Source organism: Arthrobacter vasquezii, assembly GCF_029455255.1.
Taxonomy (GTDB): domain Bacteria; phylum Actinomycetota; class Actinomycetes; order Actinomycetales; family Micrococcaceae; genus Arthrobacter_D; species Arthrobacter_D parietis.
Window position 1 is genome coordinate 149,613 of the sequence record NZ_JAROKN010000002.1, and the last position, 16,444, is coordinate 166,056.

Genomic DNA, 16,444 nt, shown 5'->3' on the forward strand with positions numbered 1-16,444 from the left:
CGGACCGACGCACGTAATGCGCGGTGTCCGAAGCACCGCCCACCGTTTCCGGGTTCCGCTCGACCACAAGGATCCAGCTGGAGAGCACATCTCCCTCTTCGCCCGGGAATACAGTTCCACGGACCACTCCGACGCCGACGCTGCCCGGCTTCCCTGGCTGCTGTTCCTGCAGGGCGGGCCCGGTGTGCGCGGCAACCGCACCACGCAGCTGTCCGGATGGATGAAGGCAGCCGCCAGGGACTTCCGGATCCTGATGCTGGACCAGCGGGGCACGGGCTTCTCCACGCAAGCCGATTCGGTGACCCTGCCGCAACGTGGCACCCCTGCTGAGCAGGCCGCGTACCTGCGGCATTTCCGTGCTGATTCCATCGTCGCCGACGCTGAGCTGATGCGTGCCGCGCTGGGCTCGGCGCCGTGGACAGTGTTCGGGCAAAGCTTCGGCGGATTCTGCACACTCTCCTACCTTTCCCTGGCGCCCGAGGGAATGGACCGTGCCCTGATCACCGGCGGGCTGGCGCCCCTTGCAGGGCCTCCGGAGGGCGTCTACCGCTCAACTTTCAGGCGGGTGGCGGCGCGCAATGCCGAATACTTCACCCGCTACCCCGAGGACAGGGCAGCCGTCACGCGCATTATGCGGCACCTGGATCGGGTGGAGGAGTTCCTGCCCACCGGTGAGCGCCTGACTCCGCAGCGTTTCCAGATGGTCGGCTCATTCCTGGGTGGTAACACGCGGGTCGATGCGCTGCACTATTTGCTGGAGGATGCCTTCGCTGATGCTTCCGGCGCGGATCGCCTCTCCCCCGTCTTCCTCGACCAGCTCCCGGCGGTCGTGAGCAGGCGCTCGAATCCGCTCTATGCGCTCCTCCACGAATCCATCTACTGTCAGGGCGAGGCCTCCAACTGGGCTGCCCTGCGCGTGCTGGCGCAATTTCCCGAGTTTGCACCCGATGCCCCTGACCCACTGCTCACCGGAGAGATGGTCTACCCCTGGTACTTCGATGAGGACCCTTCATTGGTTCCGCTGAAGGAAACGGCTGAGCTGATCGCCGCTGTGGACGATTGGGGCCCGCTGTACGACGTGCAGCAGCTGGCCGCCAATACCGTTCCGGCTGCCGCAGCAGTCTATAGCGACGACATCTACGTGGACCGGGACTTATCCCTTGAGACAGCAGTCTCGGTCCGGGGCCTGCAGGTGTGGGAGACCGCTGACTTCCACCACGACGGAATTTCCGACGACGGCGATGCCATCTTCTCGCGCCTGCTCGCGATGACCCGCACGGCCTAGAGTCTCCTTCAACGCCGAAGGCGCCGGTCCTGCACAGCAGGACCGGCGCCTTTCGCGCTGCTACTCAGCCGCGCTGTTGTTAAGCTGCGTTCAGGACTCCGGACCGCCGGTGCGCGCCCGCTCGGCGTCGGCAGCGAGTTCCGCGTCGAGCTTTGCACGCTTGCCGGCCGGGCTTAGCAGGCTCGCAATGACGGCGATGACGATTGTCGCGACAATGAATGCCAGTGAAACGAACGTCGGAATCACGGGAGCCCATTCAATGTGCTGGCCGCCGTTGATGAACGGCAGTTCATTTTCATGCATCGCGTGCAGGATCAATTTCACGCCAATGAAGGCAAGGATGATCGAGAGCGCGTGCTTGAGGAAGACCAGGCGGGTCATCAGACCGCCCAGCAGGAAGTAGAGCTGGCGCAGCCCCATCAGCGCGAAGAGGTTCGCCGTGAACACGATGAACGCGCTTTCGGTCAGTCCGAAGATGGCAGGGATGGAATCCACCGCGAACAGCAGGTCGGTCAGGCCGATTGTGATGAACACGATCAGCATGGGGGTAAAGACCTTCTTGCCGTCCACCACGGTGCGGATCTTGCCGCCGTCGTAGTGCTCGGACATGGGAAGCACACCGCGCAGCTTGGTGATGAGCTTGTTCTCTTTGTCCTCTTCCTCCTCGCCCGAATCCTTTGCCTGGTGGTAGGCGGTCCATAGGAGGAAGGCACCGAAGATGTAGAAGATCCAGGAGAAGTTGCTGATCAGCGCAGCGCCGAGCAGAATGAAAATTCCACGCAGGATCAGCGCGATGATGATGCCCACCATCAGCACTTCCTGCTGGTATTTCCTCGGTACGGAGAACCTCGCCATGATGATGATGAAAACGAAGAGGTTATCGATGCTCAGGCTGTACTCGGTTACCCAGCCTGCGACGAATTGACCTCCGTATTCAGGGCCTGTGACAGCAAACATGACGGCCGCAAAGACCAGTGCAAGCCCCACATAGAACGCAACCCAGAGGCCGGCCTCCTTCATGGAGGGCTCGTGCGGACGCTTCACGACGAGAAGAAGGTCCAGCAGGAGGATTATTCCCAGGACGACAAAGGTGCCTATTTCAAAGGCAAGGGGCAGTTCAAGCACAAGGGTCCCTTTCGAAGGTACAACGGAATTTCGCAAGTCTCTCCGTCGCAACCAAGTGTGCGACCGCTACGCCCGGCCGGCCGTCGTCGGCCTGCGTGTTGACGTTCGTAGCGCGAAAGGATACTCCCCTACGTTCCTTCCATCGTACCCGCGTTCGGAACGGAAGGGGAACGTGGAGCGGCTCAGGGATGGTGCGCGGCCAAGGCCGCAACGTGCGCCACAATCCCCGGCTCGGTCCAGTAGTCACTGTGGCTGCGTACGATTCCATCGGCGCGCGGGTCCGGCAGTTCACGGTTGGCGGCGTGCGGAATGGGAAACCCGACCGGGTCGGTATCCCGCCAGAAATTGGTCCAGGTCCGTGTGCCGTCCGCAACGTCGGCGAGCAGTTCCGGTGAAAAGGTACGAGGGAAGAACGCTGCGTACACGGACCCGATGGGCGAGCCGGACGTGACGAGGTGCGGATGCGCTTCCGCCATCCGTAAGCGGGCTACGAGCCACGCGCAGAGCACCGATCCTTGGCTGTGCGCCACGAGCACCACCTCGCCCCCGGAGTGGCGGTTCGTCAGTTCGGCGATACCTGCAACGGCCGCGTCTCGGTAGGACGATCCCGCCAGCGGGTGGTCGCGGACGGGCCAGAAGCCTGCGACGTCGGCAATCTTGCCCAGTACCTCCCGCAGGGTCCGGAGCTGCCCGAGCAAGACCACCAGCACCACCACCGCCCCGGCGATCTGCAGCAGCAGGATGGCCAGAGCCAGCCACGGGCCGCCGAGCCTGCCCTCGCCGAGGGCAACCGCCGTCGTCATCGTCATCAGTGCCAGTACCACGGCGAACGGGAGGATCCGGGGCAGCAGTCGCGGTGCCGCTGCACAGACATCATGCCACCAGCGCCCGCGCGCGGCCTTACCGCGGGTCACCGGCGGCAGCCCCAGCCCCCGCTCCATGGCCAGCACGACGGCGGTAGCCACCAGCGCAGCCGCCGCGGCGATAAGCGCGAGGAACGGGAAGAGATCGAGTCGGCTGTCCCCGGGATCGACCGGATTGTCGTAGGAAAGCAGGATGCCGGAATGCGGTTGGGGCACACGAACCCGGCCAAACAGGCCGGTGATGTAGCCGAGCAGGTTGTCGAGGAGCATGCGGACAAGCGCAGTGACCGCGTGCATGAGGGGTAGGGACACGGCAAGCAGGACGCCCGCAGCAGCAAGCGGGGCGTTGGGACTGCTGCCGTTGTGAATACCGGCGTTGCTGCGGATGGCCAGCACCAGAGCCACGAGAAACCCGATGGCGATACTGAGTGCTATCCACAGGGCCATCGCGTCGAGCCGCGAGGCACCCCCCGGTATGGGGGTGGAGGGCCATCCCCGGTGGAGAAGCTGGGCCGGCGGCGCGACGCTCAGCAGGACACCGCTGCAGACCACGACTGCCGCATGAGCCAGCGGCAGTAATTGGCGGCGATGTTGCTCAGACTGCGCCATCACCACGGTCCGGTACCGGTACGTCAACCACGCGGTGAGCAGGCAGGCAGCGATTAGCGGGACCGCTCGCAGCGTAGGCGGCGGAAGGCTCACGTAGCGCAGGACGGTCTCGCCGAGCACGATCAGCCAGGCAAGCTGCGACAAGGTGAGAATTACTGCGATTACCCCGACGAGTGTTCGCAGAAGTGCGGCCCGCGCAGCACCGGCGCCGGCCGGTTCCATCCGTCCGGCCACGTTCGCCATCGTGAAAGGGAACGCGAGATACCACAGGAAGCCTGCTTGTTTCCTGCGGGAACGCGACCAGTTGACGATGCGCAGCCGGTGGTTCGGCAGCGGAGGCGGCGTGGCAACCTGGACCCACGCATTCAGCGGCTTCTGAACGGGCAGCCCGAGACTGGTGTAGTACTCATGATCCCCGATGCCGTGGACCCGGATCTCAGTAAATGACCCACTGCCGGCGCCGCCCTGTTCCGGCATGGATCAGGCGTGCCCGGCTGACTGCATCTGCCGCAGCTCCTTCTTGAGGTCTCCTACCTCATCACGCAAACGCGCTGCGAGCTCAAACTGGAGCTCTTCCGCCGCGGCATGCATTTGGGCGGTGAGCTGGCTAATCAGGTCTGTAAGGTCCTCTGCGGGGACCGCGGCCAGACCGTCATGCCGGATCGCTGAACCCTTGCCCTTCCCCTTGCCCTTGGCGGACTTCGCCGTCTTCTCCAGCAGCGCACGGGTATCGGCGTCTTCGCGGGCAATGGTGTCCGTGATGTCCGCGATGCGCTTGCGCAACGGTTGCGGATCCACGCCATGCTTGGTGTTGTAGGCCACCTGAATTTCACGACGGCGGTTGGTTTCCTCGATTGCCTTGGCCATCGAATCGGTGATCCTGTCCGCATACATGTGCACCTCGCCGGACACGTTACGGGCAGCACGGCCAATGGTCTGGATCAGCGATGTCGAACTGCGGAGGAAGCCCTCCTTGTCTGCATCGAGGATGCTTACCAGGGAGACCTCCGGAAGGTCCAGGCCTTCCCGCAACAGGTTGATACCGACCAGCACGTCGAAAGTGCCCATCCGGAGCTCACGCAGGAGCTCCACGCGGCGCAGGGTGTCGACATCGGAGTGCAGGTACTCGACCTTTACTCCGTGCTCAAGCAGATAACCGGTGAGGTCTTCCGCCATCCGCTTGGTCAGCGTGGTGACCAGGACGCGCTCGTTCCGCTCCACCCGGATCTGGATTTCTCCGAGCAAGTCGTCGATCTGCCCCTTGCTGGGCTTGATGATGACTTCCGGGTCCACCAGGCCGGTGGGCCGGATGATCTGCTGGACGTAGCCGTCTGACTTGCTGAGCTCATATTTTCCGGGCGTAGCCGACAGGTAGACGGTCTGGCCGATCCGCTCCAGGAACTCATCCCATTTCAGCGGCCGGTTGTCCATGGCGGACGGCAGGCGGAAACCATGATCCACCAGCGTGCGTTTACGGGACATATCTCCCTCATACATGGCACCGATCTGCGGGATGGTCACGTGGGACTCGTCCACGACCAGCAGGAAGTCGTCTGGGAAATAGTCAAGCAGGCAGTGTGGTGCGGTGCCGCCGATCCGGCCGTCGATGTGGCGTGAGTAGTTCTCGATGCCGTTGCAGAATCCCATCTGCTGCATCATCTCGAGGTCATAGGTGGTGCGCATGCGCAGCCGCTGAGCCTCGACGAGTTTGTTCTGCGATTCCAGCTCCTGAAGGCGTTCCCGCAGTTCATCCTCGATCCTGGTGATTGCCCGGCCCATCCGTTCCGGTCCGGCCACATAATGCGAGGCCGGGAAGACGTACATCTCCGTCTCCTCCCGGATGACCTCGCCCGTCAGCGGGTGCAGCGTGTAGATGCGCTCCACCTCGTCACCGAAGAACTCGATCCGGATTGCCTGCTCCTCGTACATGGGAATGATCTCGACCGTATCTCCGCGCACCCGGAAGGTGCCGCGGTGGAAGTCCATGTCATTGCGCACGTATTGCATTGCGACGAACTGGCGCAGCAGGTCATCCCGGTTCATTTCCTGGCCGCGCCGGAGCGTGACCATGGCGGCAACATATTCTTCGGGAGTCCCGAGGCCGTAGATGCAGGAGACCGTCGCCACCACCACTACGTCCCGCCGGGTCAGGAGGGCGTTGGTGGCAGAGTGCCGGAGCCGCTCCACTTCCTCGTTGATCGAGGAGTCCTTCTCAATGAAGGTATCGGTCTGCGGAACGTAGGCTTCGGGCTGGTAGTAGTCGTAATAGGAAACAAAATATTCAACCGCGTTGTTGGGCAGCAGCTCGCGGAACTCGTTGGCGAGCTGCGCGGCGAGGGTCTTGTTCTGCACCATCACCAGAGTGGGCCGCTGCACCTGCTCGATAAGCCAGGCCGTGGTTGCACTCTTGCCGGTACCGGTGGCGCCGAGGAGCACGACATCCTTCTCGCCGGCATTGATGCGCTCGGACAGTTCCTTGATGGCAGTGGGCTGATCGCCGGCCGGCTGGTACTCACTGATCACTTCGAAAGGCGCGACAACACGGTTGATCTCCTGCGCAAGACTCATAGTCTTACGTTACCGTCCACCTGCGGACAACGACCGTCCGCAGAGGTGCTCTTTGCTGGAGGCTGAACGGACTGCTCAGCGTGGGAGGTACTGCTCGGGCGACCAGCCGGCGTCGTTCTTCCAGGTGGTCAACCTGGGCGCAGCGAACGTGGTGAACCAATCCTCCTTGCGGGCGGCATAGCCGGCGATGGTGGCGTCGTCGCGGTGGATTGCGGCGCACCGTTCCTTCTCGGCCGCGTAGGCCGCGAGCATGTCCGGATTGGTTCGCAGCCAGTCGCGGAATGCCAGGGCGTACTCCCAGCCCGGTGAACCCGCCACACGGACGTGCAGGTTGACTGGACGCCCCGGATCAGCGTTGCAGTGCAGCCGCTTCTGCCACTTCTCGGGTTCCGGTACTTCCGCGGTGGGAGTGTCCTGCCAGATACCGGGAAGGCGTGGAAACCCCGCTTCAGCCAGACGGTCGGAAAGACCGTCGGCGTCGTGAAGGGAAGCCACTGTCAGCTGCAGGTCCAGAACGTCCTTCGCCGGAAGCCCGGGAACGGAGGTGGAACCGATGTGTTCCACGCCCAGGACGCGCGGATCCACCCGCGTCAACCGCCGGATGAGCAGTGAGGCCTGCCGGGGCCAGTCCCCATCCTGAACCAGCACCGGCCCGCCCTGCCGTGCTGCCCGCTGCCGCTGGTCAATGTTGCGGGCGAAAGGAAGTATCCGCCTCGCCCACAAATGCTTGACCGCAGCGGCCAGGTCCGCGGGGTTTCCTGCATTGTGCAGCACCACGTCGGCTGCGGCATTGCGCGTCGAGGAGTCAGCCTGAGCCCCGACGCGTCCCAGTGCCTCCTGCTTGGTCATCGCGCGGTTCTCCATCATGCGGCGCACGCGCGTCTGTTGAGGGGCATCAATGACAAGCACCAGATGGAAGCTGTCCTCCTGTCCTGTTTCCACCAGGAGCGGGATGTCATGCACGACGACGGCACCAGCGGCGGCCGCGCGGGCGGCAGCTTCTGCTTTGGCCGCCTCGCGCCGCACGCGCGGGTGGATGATCGCGTTCAGTCGTGCCCGCCCACCGGGATCGGCGAAGATCCGCGCACCGAGTGCCGGCCGGTCCAGCGAGCCGTCCGGTAGAAGCACTTCGCTTCCGAAGGCGTCCGCAACCTCCCGCAAACCCTCCGTGCCCGGCTCCACTACAGCCCGCGCAAGCTGGTCGGCGTCAATGAGGACCGCTCCGAGTTCCTGCAGCGTCGACGCTGCCAGAGATTTGCCTGCGGCGATTCCACCCGTCAATCCAACTCTCAGCATGAACTTAAGGCTACCGCCGTCGTTGGCTATTGGGAGCGCAGCGGCGCCCGGGATGCCTACACTTGGACGGTGAGTGAGACGGCGGGAACGGTAGCGCGCTACACCAGGATCGCCGGCCACCACCGACATGAGTTGGAGATCCGCCGCTCCCGCTTCATCAAAGTCCTGCATAGGGTGGAGACCGAAACTGATGTCGTGAATCTCATTCACGGCCCGCGGCTGCAGGCCGGTTGGAGAATGAGTTGAGGCGAGCAGGCATGATCATTGCGGCGGTGGATTATGAAGGGACGTTCACCGGGCTGACCGTCGCGGTGCAGGACGACCACGCAGCGCTGGATGCATTCCAGGGCATGCTGGCGGGGAACACCGCGGGAGAGCTGGCTGCGGAACCTGCCGGCTGGGAGTGGGCGGACTGTGTCTGACTTCCCCTTCACAGCGCTGCGGCGCCGGCCGGATATCGAGGCGGACAACCTTTTTGCTTACGATGCCACCGACAGACTGCTCCTCGACACCATGGTGGAACACCTGCCCGCCAGCGGCGGTGTCGCGGTAGTAGGTGATACCCATGGCGCGCTGACGTTGGGCGCCCAACACAGGGGAGCGCGGAAAGTACACGTCCACCAGGACCCGATCACCAGCGAACGCGCGTTGGACGCTAACGCCGCCCTCCTCGGTTTATCAGGGGAGTATGCCTTCCACGCGCTGGGACCGGACCTGTTCGACGGCGCCACGCTGGTTCTGCTGCAGCTGCCACGTTCCCTGGAAGCACTCGAAGAGATTGCCTGGCACATCGCGGCCGCTGCCTCGCCCAACGTCACAGTGCTAGCGGGCGGCCGGGTGAAGCACATGACACCGGCCATGAATCAGATACTCGGCCGATACTTCGGGGCGGTAACAGCCGGCTTGGCGAGGCAGAAATCCCGCGTGCTCACCGCCACCGGTGCCCTGCCTGTCGGTGCCTGCCCTTTTCCCACCACGGCGGAGTACGACGTCGGCCTCCCCCGGCCGCTGCAGCTGCGGGCCTGCGGAGGCACCTTCGGCGGTGCCAAACTGGATCCAGGGACGCGGCTGCTGCTGCAGCACCTTCATCATGCGCCGCCAGCTGCATCCGCCGTGGACCTCGGCTGCGGGAACGGCACTATCGCGGCGTATCTTGCGCTCACCCGTCCGGCGCTCCAGGTCACAGCGACTGACACCTCGGCGGCCGCCGTTGCCGCCACCAGAGCCACAGCCGAGGCCAACGGTGTCAGCGGGCAGGTCGCCGTCGTGCGCGAAGATGGGTTGTCAGGACGATCCGACGCTGGAGACGAACTCATCGTCCTGAATCCGCCATTCCACTCCGGGCACACCGTACATGCGGGAATTGCGTTGAAGCTGTTCGCGGAGGCAGGGCGCGCACTGCGACCGGGCGGTGAGCTGTGGGCGGTGTGGAACAGCCATCTGCACTACCGGCAGGCGCTCGAGAGGCTTGTGGGCCCAACCAGGCAGGTGGCACGGGACCCGCGGTTCACGGTCACCGTGTCAACGCGTACACGTTAGTTCCGAGGTACGGTCCGATTAACCGTACGGTCCGGTTAACGCAGGAAGCTCCCGCCCAATGGGCGGGAGCTTCCTGCGTTGAAAGGACCTAGTTTCCGGTCAGCTTCTCACGGAGTGCTGCCAGCGCCTCGTCGGATGCGAGGGTACCGGTGCCGGCGCCCGCATTCGTTTCCGGAGCCGGCTCCGAGGAGTAGCTGGTCGTGCCGGAGTCTGCAGGCTCGTTAGCTGCAGCAGCGTCGTCGTTAGCGTGCTGCTCAACCTGCTTCTTGTGGGACTCCCAGCGGGACTGAGCCTCAGCGTACTGGGCTTCCCAGGCCGCGCGCTGCGTCTCGTAGCCTTCAAGCCACTCGTTGGACTCGGGATCGAAGCCCTCGGGGTATTTGTAGTTGCCCTCTTCGTCGTACTCAGCGGCCATGCCGTAGAGAGCCGGATCGAATTCGGTGCTGTCGGCGTCGACGCCCTCGTTGGCCTGCTTGAGGGACAGCGAGATGCGGCGGCGCTCGAGGTCGATGTCGATGACCTTGACGAACAGCTCATCACCTACGGAGACAACCTGCTCAGCCAGTTCAACGTGGCGGACAGCCAGCTCGGAGATGTGGACAAGGCCCTCGATGCCGTCTTCAACGCGTACGAAGGCGCCGAACGGAACCAGCTTGGTGACCTTACCCGGAACAACCTGGCCCAGCGCGTGAGTGCGGGCGAAGGTCTGCCACGGATCTTCCTGGGTGGCCTTGAGCGACAGCGAGACACGCTCGCGGTCCAGGTCAACCTCGAGAACCTCGACGGTTACTTCCTGACCAACCTCGACAACCTCGGACGGGTGGTCGATGTGCTTCCAGGACAGCTCGGAAACGTGAACCAGTCCATCTACGCCGCCCAGGTCCACGAAGGCACCGAAGTTGACGATGGAGGACACGACGCCTGGACGAACCTGGCCCTTTTCCAGCTTGTTGAGGAACGTGGAGCGAACCTCGGACTGGGTCTGCTCAAGCCAGGCACGGCGGGACAGCACAACATTGTTGCGGTTCTTGTCCAGCTCGATGATCTTGGCTTCGATCTGCTGACCGATGTACGGAGCGAGGTCGCGGACACGACGCATTTCCACAAGGGAAGCGGGGAGGAAGCCACGCAGGCCGATGTCGAGGATGAGACCACCCTTGACAACTTCGATGACCGTACCGGTGACGACGCCATCTTCTTCCTTGACCTTCTCGATGTCGCCCCAGGCGCGCTCGTACTGCGCACGCTTCTTGGAGAGGATGAGGCGGCCTTCTTTGTCTTCCTTGGTGAGGACAAGCGCTTCAACCTCGTCACCAACGGAGACCACGTCTCCCGGATCGACATCGTGCTTGATGGAAAGCTCGCGGGAAGGGATGACACCTTCGGTTTTGTAACCGATGTCGAGCAGGACTTCGTCGCGGTCAACCTTGACAACCGTTCCTTCGACGAGATCTCCGTCGTTGAAGTACTTGATGGTGGCGTCAATAGCTGCGAGGAAGTCCTCAGCGGTGCCGATGTCGTTGATAGCGACCTGCGGGGCACCTGGCTTCTCGGTGGTGGTGATGGTCATGTAGTTGGGGCTCCGTTGTGGATTATGAGTTGATCCGGACTCTTGCGGAACCCCGCGGAAAGGCACACCAAATATGTACCCACCGTGATGAGGAACCTGCCCGGATGCGGACAAATGGAAAATAAAAATATCGGATAAAGCTCATGCGGGACCCACCGTGCGTGGGACATGCTTACCCAGTCTAGCGTTGCGGCACAACGCCGGTCAAAGCGGCGGTGCGCAGTTCGTAGTTGGTGCAACGGTCGAACCTGCCGCCCCTCGAATTAGAAGTGTGTGATGCAGTACGGCTGACGGGAATGGGCGAACAACCGGTCCGCACTCTCCAGTACGTCGGCAGAGTTGGCCCTGATCCGGCCGGCACTTGCCAGCGTCGATGCGGTCACCCCACCGAGGTACAGCGATCCGAGCGCTGCGACATCCATGTCGAGGCCAACGGCGGCTTCAGCGCCAAGCCTCATCACGTCAGCCTTGCCGCCCCTCACTTCCAAGAGGAAAGCACCGTGCGCATGGCCCAACGGATCTTGCACGTGGAGCACCACCGAACCGTCGTGCTCATACGCCCTTGCTTCGAGGGCAGCCACCGGATCAAGGATGCGCAGCCACAGCACGTCTTCGTCGGACTTCAGTTCACGGCAGCGCCGGTCCGCCAGGGCCCACGGAAGCGGGTCAGAAACGGACGCCATAGTGAAGGTGACTCGCTCGATCAGGTCAAGGGACCCGAGATACCGCCACAGCTCAAGGTAGGCCGCCTCGGACACTGCTACCAGGTCCTTCACGCGCATGGTGTAGGGCGTTTTATCCCAGCCGGCGAACGAGTAGGAGACGAAAGCGTCCGGGCGGCCGTCGTCGTCGTAATGGACAGCGGTGCGCAACGCCTTGTCCGGCTGCGGACGCTCCTCGCCCCAGAGGCCGGACGACCGGCGGGCGTACGCGTACTGGCGGCCGATCGATCCGAGCGTTCGGGCGTGGAAGCCGGCAAATATCTCCTGCGTGAGGTGGACGGCGGCGTCCGCGTCCACAACCTCAATCCGGCCGTACGACGGGGACGTGACCGCAAACCGCTCACGGACGTCCACCTCCACCGAGGTCGTGTGGGTGGCCGTTCCGAAACCGAACCGGCCGTAAATTGTTGCTTCGGATGCGGTCAGCGCCGCAAGAGCATGCCCGCGGTCTGCCGCTCCCTGCAGGTCCTCGGTGATCATGCGGCGAAGGAGCCCCCGTCGCCGGTGGGTTGCCCGGACCGTGACGGCCGTAATCAGGTGCGCATCAAGGAATTTGCCGCCGCCCACATTGAGCGAGTTCACCATGGTGCCGTAGGTGGCCACCGGAATGCGCGGGTTCCAGGCGTGAGGGCCGGGGTTGTCGTCGTACGCACCCCAGAGGACTCGCCCGTCCGCCGCGTGCGCCTCGGCGAGTTTCGGCAGGTCCTCAGCCTCGAGCCGCCCCTCGTGGAAGCCGAAGCTCACACCCTCGAACCAGGCGGCAAGTGCGCCGTCAGGAGAGGTGTCGGTGTCCGCGTCCACGGAGAAGGTCTCGATACGGGGTACTGCGGAGTCGGTCTGCGTTTGCGTGCTCACGAGAATCCACCCTAACCGTCCGCGCCCTGACGAACCATGCCTGGCTAGCCCCTGCGCCTAATGGGCAGCTTCGTGCCAGCTCGTACCGGTGCCGACCGAGACGTCGAGCGGAACGGATAGGTCCGCCGCACCGGCCATTTCAGCACGGACCAGCTGCTCAACTTCATCCCGCTCGCCGGGAGCGATTTCGAGCACCAGTTCATCGTGTACCTGGAGCAGCATCCGGGAGGTGAGCCCCCGGGACCGCAGTTCATTCTCGACGCCGAGCATAGCCTTCTTGATGATGTCCGCTGCTGATCCCTGGATCGGTGCGTTCAATGCTGCGCGCTCTGCCATCTCCCGCAGCTGCCGGTTGTCGCTCGAAAGGTCCGGCAGATAGCGCCGCCTGCCCTCGATGGTGGAGGTGAAACCGTCCTTCCGCGCCTGCTCGACGATTCCGCGCAGGTAGTCCCTCACAGCCCCAAACCTATCGAAGTAGTCGCCCATCAAGGTGCGCGCCTCGTCCACAGAAATGGCCAGCTGCTTCGAGAGGCCGAAGGAGCTCAAGCCGTACACCAGCCCGTAGGACATGGCTTTGACCTTCGAGCGCATGGCGTTGGTGACGTCCTCCGGAGCCACGTGGAAGATGTGCGAACCGACGAAGCGGTGCAGGTCCTCCCCCTCGTTGAATGCCTCGATCAGGCCCTCATCACCGGAGAGGTGCGCCATGATCCGCATTTCGATCTGCGAATAATCGGCGGTCATCAGGGACTCGTAGCCCGGGCCCACCACGAACGCCTCCCGAATTCTCCGACCCTCATCGGAGCGGATCGGAATGTTCTGCAGGTTCGGATTCATGGAGGAAAGGCGCCCGGTGGCGGCGATCGTCTGAACGTACGTGGTGTGGATACGACCGTCGTCCGCCACCGATTTGCGTAGTCCCTCCACCGTCTGGCGGAGCTTCGAGGCGTCGCGGTGCGCGAGCAGCTGCTCCAGGAAAGGGTGTCCCGTCTTGACGATCAGATCCGTCAGGGCATCTGCGTCCGTGGAGTATCCGGTCTTGATCTTCTTCGTCTTCGGCAGCGCAAGCTCGTCGAACAGCACAGCCTGGAGCTGCTTGGGAGAACCGAGATTGATTTCCTTGCCGATGATTTTGAAGGCTTCGGCGCTGGTGTTCGCCATGGTTGCAGAGAAGTCGTCGTAAAGGCGGTCCAGTCCGTCCACCGCGACGCTGATTCCCGTGAGCTCCATCCGGGCCAGTACCTCGGACAGGGGCAGTTCCAGTCCCGCGAGCAATTGGTTGGCTCCGCGCTCCACCAGCTGGCCCGCGAAATGCCTGCTCAGCTCGAGAGCGGCGTAGGCAGCGGCAACGGCAGGAGTGGCGACGTCCTCTTCCTCAAGCGCCAGCGCCTGCTGACCGCCGGCGGCAGCTGCCGCCGTCGGGAGGGTGAGCTTCAGGTGGACCTGGCTGAGGTCAGCGAGTTCGTAGCTTCGTCGGTCGGGCTGGATGAGGTATCCGGAAATCGCAGTGTCATCGACCTCACCCGCAAGGGTGAAACCGCGGGCATGGAGCAGCTTGTAAGCCGCTTTGAAATCATGGACCACCTTGGGTGCATCCAGGTCCTGGAGCCACTGCGCGATGACGTGCTCCGCGTCAGCACCCAGTTCCTCGAACGGAACGTACACGGCTGCCGAAGCCGTCACGAGCGCCACCCCGATAGCTTCCTCTCCCCCGCTCGTGGACCGCGTGACAACCTGCACTGCCGCTGTTGCCTGATTGGTTCCGTTGAACCACCGGGTCAGTTCAGCGGCCGCTGTGATGATCTGGTGCTCCGGCGGTGCCATCTCATCCCTGGCGATGTCCGGCTCTTCCTCTCCGAAGAGATCGAACAGACGCTTCCTGAGCACATTGAACTGCAGCGCGTCGAACAGATCCTCGACGGCATCACGGTCAGGCCGCTGAGCGGCCGTGGCCTGCAGATCGACAGGGAGTTCCAGATCTGTCAGGAGGCGGTTCAGACGCCGGTTGCGCTTGACGTTCTCGATGTTCTCGCGGAGCGCATCGCCTACCTTGCCTCCGATGGCGTCAAGGTTCTCGATGATGCCCTCGAGGCCGCCATACTTCAGGATCCACTTGGCGGCTGTCTTCGGGCCTACTCCGGGAACGCCGGGGAGGTTGTCCGCCGTCTCCCCCACGAGCGCAGCGAGATCCGAGTACAGGTGAGGGGGAACGAAGTACTTCTCCTCCACGGCCTTGGCATCCATCTGCGGGATGTTGGTAACGCCCTGCTTGGGGTACAGGACCGTGACGCGGTCATTCACCAGCTGGAAAACATCGCGGTCCCCGCTGACTACCTGAACATCCCAGCCCCGCTCGGCCGCGCCGACTGCCAGAGTGGCCAGGACGTCATCAGCCTCGAAGCCTTCCATGGAGAGCGTGGGAATGCGCATGGTCTCAAGCACTTTGATGATGAGGTCAATCTGGCCGTGGAACTCCTCCGGCGTCCGCGAACGTCCGCCCTTGTACTCGGAGTATTCGGTATCCCGAAAGGTTGGCGTGTCGAGGTCGAAGGCAACGGCTACGTGCGTGGGCTCCTGGTCGCGCAACAGATTGATCAGCATGGCAGTGAACCCGTACACCGCGTTGGTGTGCTGGCCGGTGTCCGTGGAAAAGTTCTCGGCAGGCAGCGCGTAGAACGCCCGGAAAGCCATGGAATGGCCGTCAACGACCAGCAGGCGGGATCGCTCCAGCGTATTGACGGCACCCGGCGCGGCGCCGGTCCCGACATCTGGTTGCACGCTGCCCTGCACGCCGGTGCGCTCGTCAGTCTGGACGGTTTGGTTTGTTTGGCTCACAGGTGCCAGCCTAGTTCCCATGGATGACAAATTCACTCCGGACGCAGGACCCGAGCGCTCCCACCCGTTCCTCGAGGAACTTACTGCCGCCGGCGTGCCGACGCACATGCACGACTGGCTGCGGGGACATGGCATTGGCCGACTCGCAGCCAAGATGGGCATTGTTTTCCAGGAGATGAGTGCGGAGCGGATGGTCGCCACCATGCCTGTCGAGGGAAATCAGCAGGTAGCGGGCATCCTGCATGGCGGGGCGCACCTCGTCCTGGCGGAAACGCTCGGCTCCTTCGCAGCAGGAATCCATGCCGGGCCAGACCGGCAGGCAGTCGGCATCGAAATCGGCGCCACGCACCACCGGTCCGCCTCTGCCGGGCTGGTCACCGGCACCGCCGTCGCCATCCATCTGGGCCGCACCCTTGCTACGCATGAGGTGGTCATGACGGATGAGGAGGGGAAGCGGCTTTCCACTGCCCGTATCACCAATCTGATCAGGGACGTGCGCCAGCCAAACGGGTGAAGCGGCGCTCAGGCGTAGGCTGCGGACGCGGCGGTTCCGATGCCCAGCACCCCGAGGACGCCCCCGGATGAAATCTCCAGATTCCGGGTGACGCGCGGCCGGTTCAGCCAGGCGTTTGCCTTGGCCGCAACGAGGCACAGACCTGCCAGATAGACCAGCACGATGAGTCCGAGGGTTGCCCCAAGCAGCATGGTGACAGCGAAGACTGAACCGTCCTTGGGGAGGAACTGCGGCACCACGGCGAGGAAGAACAGTCCCACCTTCGGATTCAGCATCGTGGAGGTCAGCCCGGCTGCACACGAACTCCAGGCCCGCGCACCTGCCATCTCCGCGCCGTCCGGAACGACAGCCGAAGATTTCTTCCCGTCTCCCCGGATGGCTTTGATTCCCAGATAAACAAGGTAGATGCCGCCGAGCACTTTCAGCCCCCGAAACGCGACCGCTGACTGTTCGATGAGGGCCGCAAGACCGACGGCGACCAAACCGGCCCAGGCAAGGTAGCCGACGGCGGAGCCGAAGGAAGCGGCGACACCGGAGGACAGCTTCCGGAGACTGAAGCGAAGAATGAGGAAGCTATCAGGGCCGGGCGTCACAGCCAGCACCACGCACAATCCGCAAAACGCCAGGTAGGAGGACATCGACATGTCTCCATTAGAAAGCATG

General features: G+C 63.6%; 12 protein-coding genes. 4 read left to right on the forward strand and 8 right to left on the reverse strand.

The genetic code is table 11. From position 1 onward, the window contains the following. Window positions 1-16 precede the first annotated feature (16 nt). Complete coding sequence (locus P4U43_RS01815) at window positions 17-1,285, forward strand: alpha/beta fold hydrolase (RefSeq protein ID WP_277357231.1); 1,269 nt, start codon at window positions 17-19, stop codon at window positions 1,283-1,285. 90 nt (window positions 1,286-1,375) lie between these two features. Here P4U43_RS01815 and P4U43_RS01820 read toward each other — a convergent pair whose 3' ends face one another. The 4 genes from P4U43_RS01820 to coaE form a co-directional block, all read right to left on the reverse strand. Continuing rightward, complete coding sequence (locus P4U43_RS01820; protein ID WP_277357197.1) at window positions 1,376-2,410, reverse strand: TerC family protein; 1,035 nt, start codon at window positions 2,408-2,410, stop codon at window positions 1,376-1,378. Window positions 2,411-2,592: 182 nt separating this feature from the next. Beyond that, window positions 2,593-4,359 (reverse strand): hypothetical protein, encoded by a 1,767-nt coding sequence (locus tag P4U43_RS01825; RefSeq protein WP_277357198.1) that lies wholly within the window; start codon window positions 4,357-4,359, stop codon window positions 2,593-2,595. A gap of 3 nt (window positions 4,360-4,362) precedes the next feature. Beyond that, window positions 4,363-6,450 carry an excinuclease ABC subunit UvrB gene (gene uvrB, locus P4U43_RS01830; RefSeq protein WP_056547518.1) on the reverse strand — a complete coding sequence of 696 codons (2,088 nt, stop codon included), beginning with the start codon at window positions 6,448-6,450 and terminating at the stop codon, window positions 4,363-4,365. A gap of 75 nt (window positions 6,451-6,525) precedes the next feature. After that, window positions 6,526-7,956, reverse strand: a complete 1,431-nt coding sequence (coaE, locus tag P4U43_RS01835) for a dephospho-CoA kinase (protein WP_277357199.1) — start codon at window positions 7,954-7,956, stop codon at window positions 6,526-6,528. A 47-nt stretch (window positions 7,957-8,003) separates the two neighbouring features. On the opposite strand from coaE, the gene P4U43_RS01840 reads away from it, so the two are divergent. Together P4U43_RS01840 and P4U43_RS01845 are read left to right on the forward strand one after the other, a co-directional pair. Continuing rightward, on the forward strand, window positions 8,004-8,168 hold the full coding sequence (locus tag P4U43_RS01840) for a hypothetical protein (RefSeq protein ID WP_277357200.1): 165 nt from the start codon (window positions 8,004-8,006) through the stop codon (window positions 8,166-8,168). Further along, window positions 8,161-9,285: a class I SAM-dependent methyltransferase gene (locus P4U43_RS01845; protein ID WP_277357201.1), complete on the forward strand. Its 1,125-nt coding sequence runs from the start codon at window positions 8,161-8,163 to the stop codon at window positions 9,283-9,285. Before P4U43_RS01840 ends, P4U43_RS01845 begins: the two co-directional genes overlap by 8 nt. Window positions 9,286-9,373: 88 nt before the next feature. Here the strand turns inward: P4U43_RS01845 and rpsA are convergent, their stop codons facing one another. From rpsA to polA, 3 genes are all read right to left on the reverse strand, one after another. Continuing rightward, window positions 9,374-10,855 carry a 30S ribosomal protein S1 gene (gene rpsA, locus P4U43_RS01850; protein WP_056547515.1) on the reverse strand — a complete coding sequence of 494 codons (1,482 nt, stop codon included), beginning with the start codon at window positions 10,853-10,855 and terminating at the stop codon, window positions 9,374-9,376. Between the two features lie 263 nt (window positions 10,856-11,118). Further along, window positions 11,119-12,432, reverse strand: coding sequence for a GNAT family N-acetyltransferase (locus P4U43_RS01855; RefSeq protein WP_277357202.1), 1,314 nt, complete (start codon window positions 12,430-12,432; stop codon window positions 11,119-11,121). Window positions 12,433-12,489: 57 nt separating this feature from the next. Beyond that, window positions 12,490-15,123: a DNA polymerase I gene (polA, locus tag P4U43_RS01860; protein ID WP_404800682.1), complete on the reverse strand. Its 2,634-nt coding sequence runs from the start codon at window positions 15,121-15,123 to the stop codon at window positions 12,490-12,492. A 163-nt stretch (window positions 15,124-15,286) separates the two neighbouring features. On the opposite strand from polA, the gene P4U43_RS01865 reads away from it, so the two are divergent. Further along, window positions 15,287-15,781: a PaaI family thioesterase gene (locus P4U43_RS01865; protein ID WP_056547511.1), complete on the forward strand. Its 495-nt coding sequence runs from the start codon at window positions 15,287-15,289 to the stop codon at window positions 15,779-15,781. Between the two features lie 8 nt (window positions 15,782-15,789). Here P4U43_RS01865 and P4U43_RS01870 read toward each other — a convergent pair whose 3' ends face one another. Further along, on the reverse strand, window positions 15,790-16,443 hold the full coding sequence (locus P4U43_RS01870; RefSeq protein ID WP_277357204.1) for a LysE family translocator: 654 nt from the start codon (window positions 16,441-16,443) through the stop codon (window positions 15,790-15,792). Window position 16,444: the final 1 nt, after the last annotated feature.

Bases quoted from the DNA above. Each gene is read 5' to 3' on its own strand.
- P4U43_RS01815 (WP_277357231.1), top strand. From the start codon at position 17: ATGCGCGGTGTCCGAAGCACCGCCCACCGTTTCCGGGTTCCGCTCGAC.
- P4U43_RS01825 (WP_277357198.1), bottom strand. From the start codon at position 4,359: ATGCCGGAACAGGGCGGCGCCGGCAGTGGGTCATTTACTGAGATCCGG.
- uvrB (WP_056547518.1), bottom strand. From the start codon at position 6,450: ATGAGTCTTGCGCAGGAGATCAACCGTGTTGTCGCGCCTTTCGAAGTG.
- P4U43_RS01840 (WP_277357200.1), top strand. From the start codon at position 8,004: ATGATCATTGCGGCGGTGGATTATGAAGGGACGTTCACCGGGCTGACC.
- rpsA (WP_056547515.1), bottom strand. From the start codon at position 10,855: ATGACCATCACCACCACCGAGAAGCCAGGTGCCCCGCAGGTCGCTATC.
- polA (WP_404800682.1), bottom strand. From the start codon at position 15,123: ATGGCTTTCCGGGCGTTCTACGCGCTGCCTGCCGAGAACTTTTCCACG.
- P4U43_RS01865 (WP_056547511.1), top strand. From the start codon at position 15,287: ATGGATGACAAATTCACTCCGGACGCAGGACCCGAGCGCTCCCACCCG.
- P4U43_RS01870 (WP_277357204.1), bottom strand. From the start codon at position 16,443: ATGCTTTCTAATGGAGACATGTCGATGTCCTCCTACCTGGCGTTTTGC.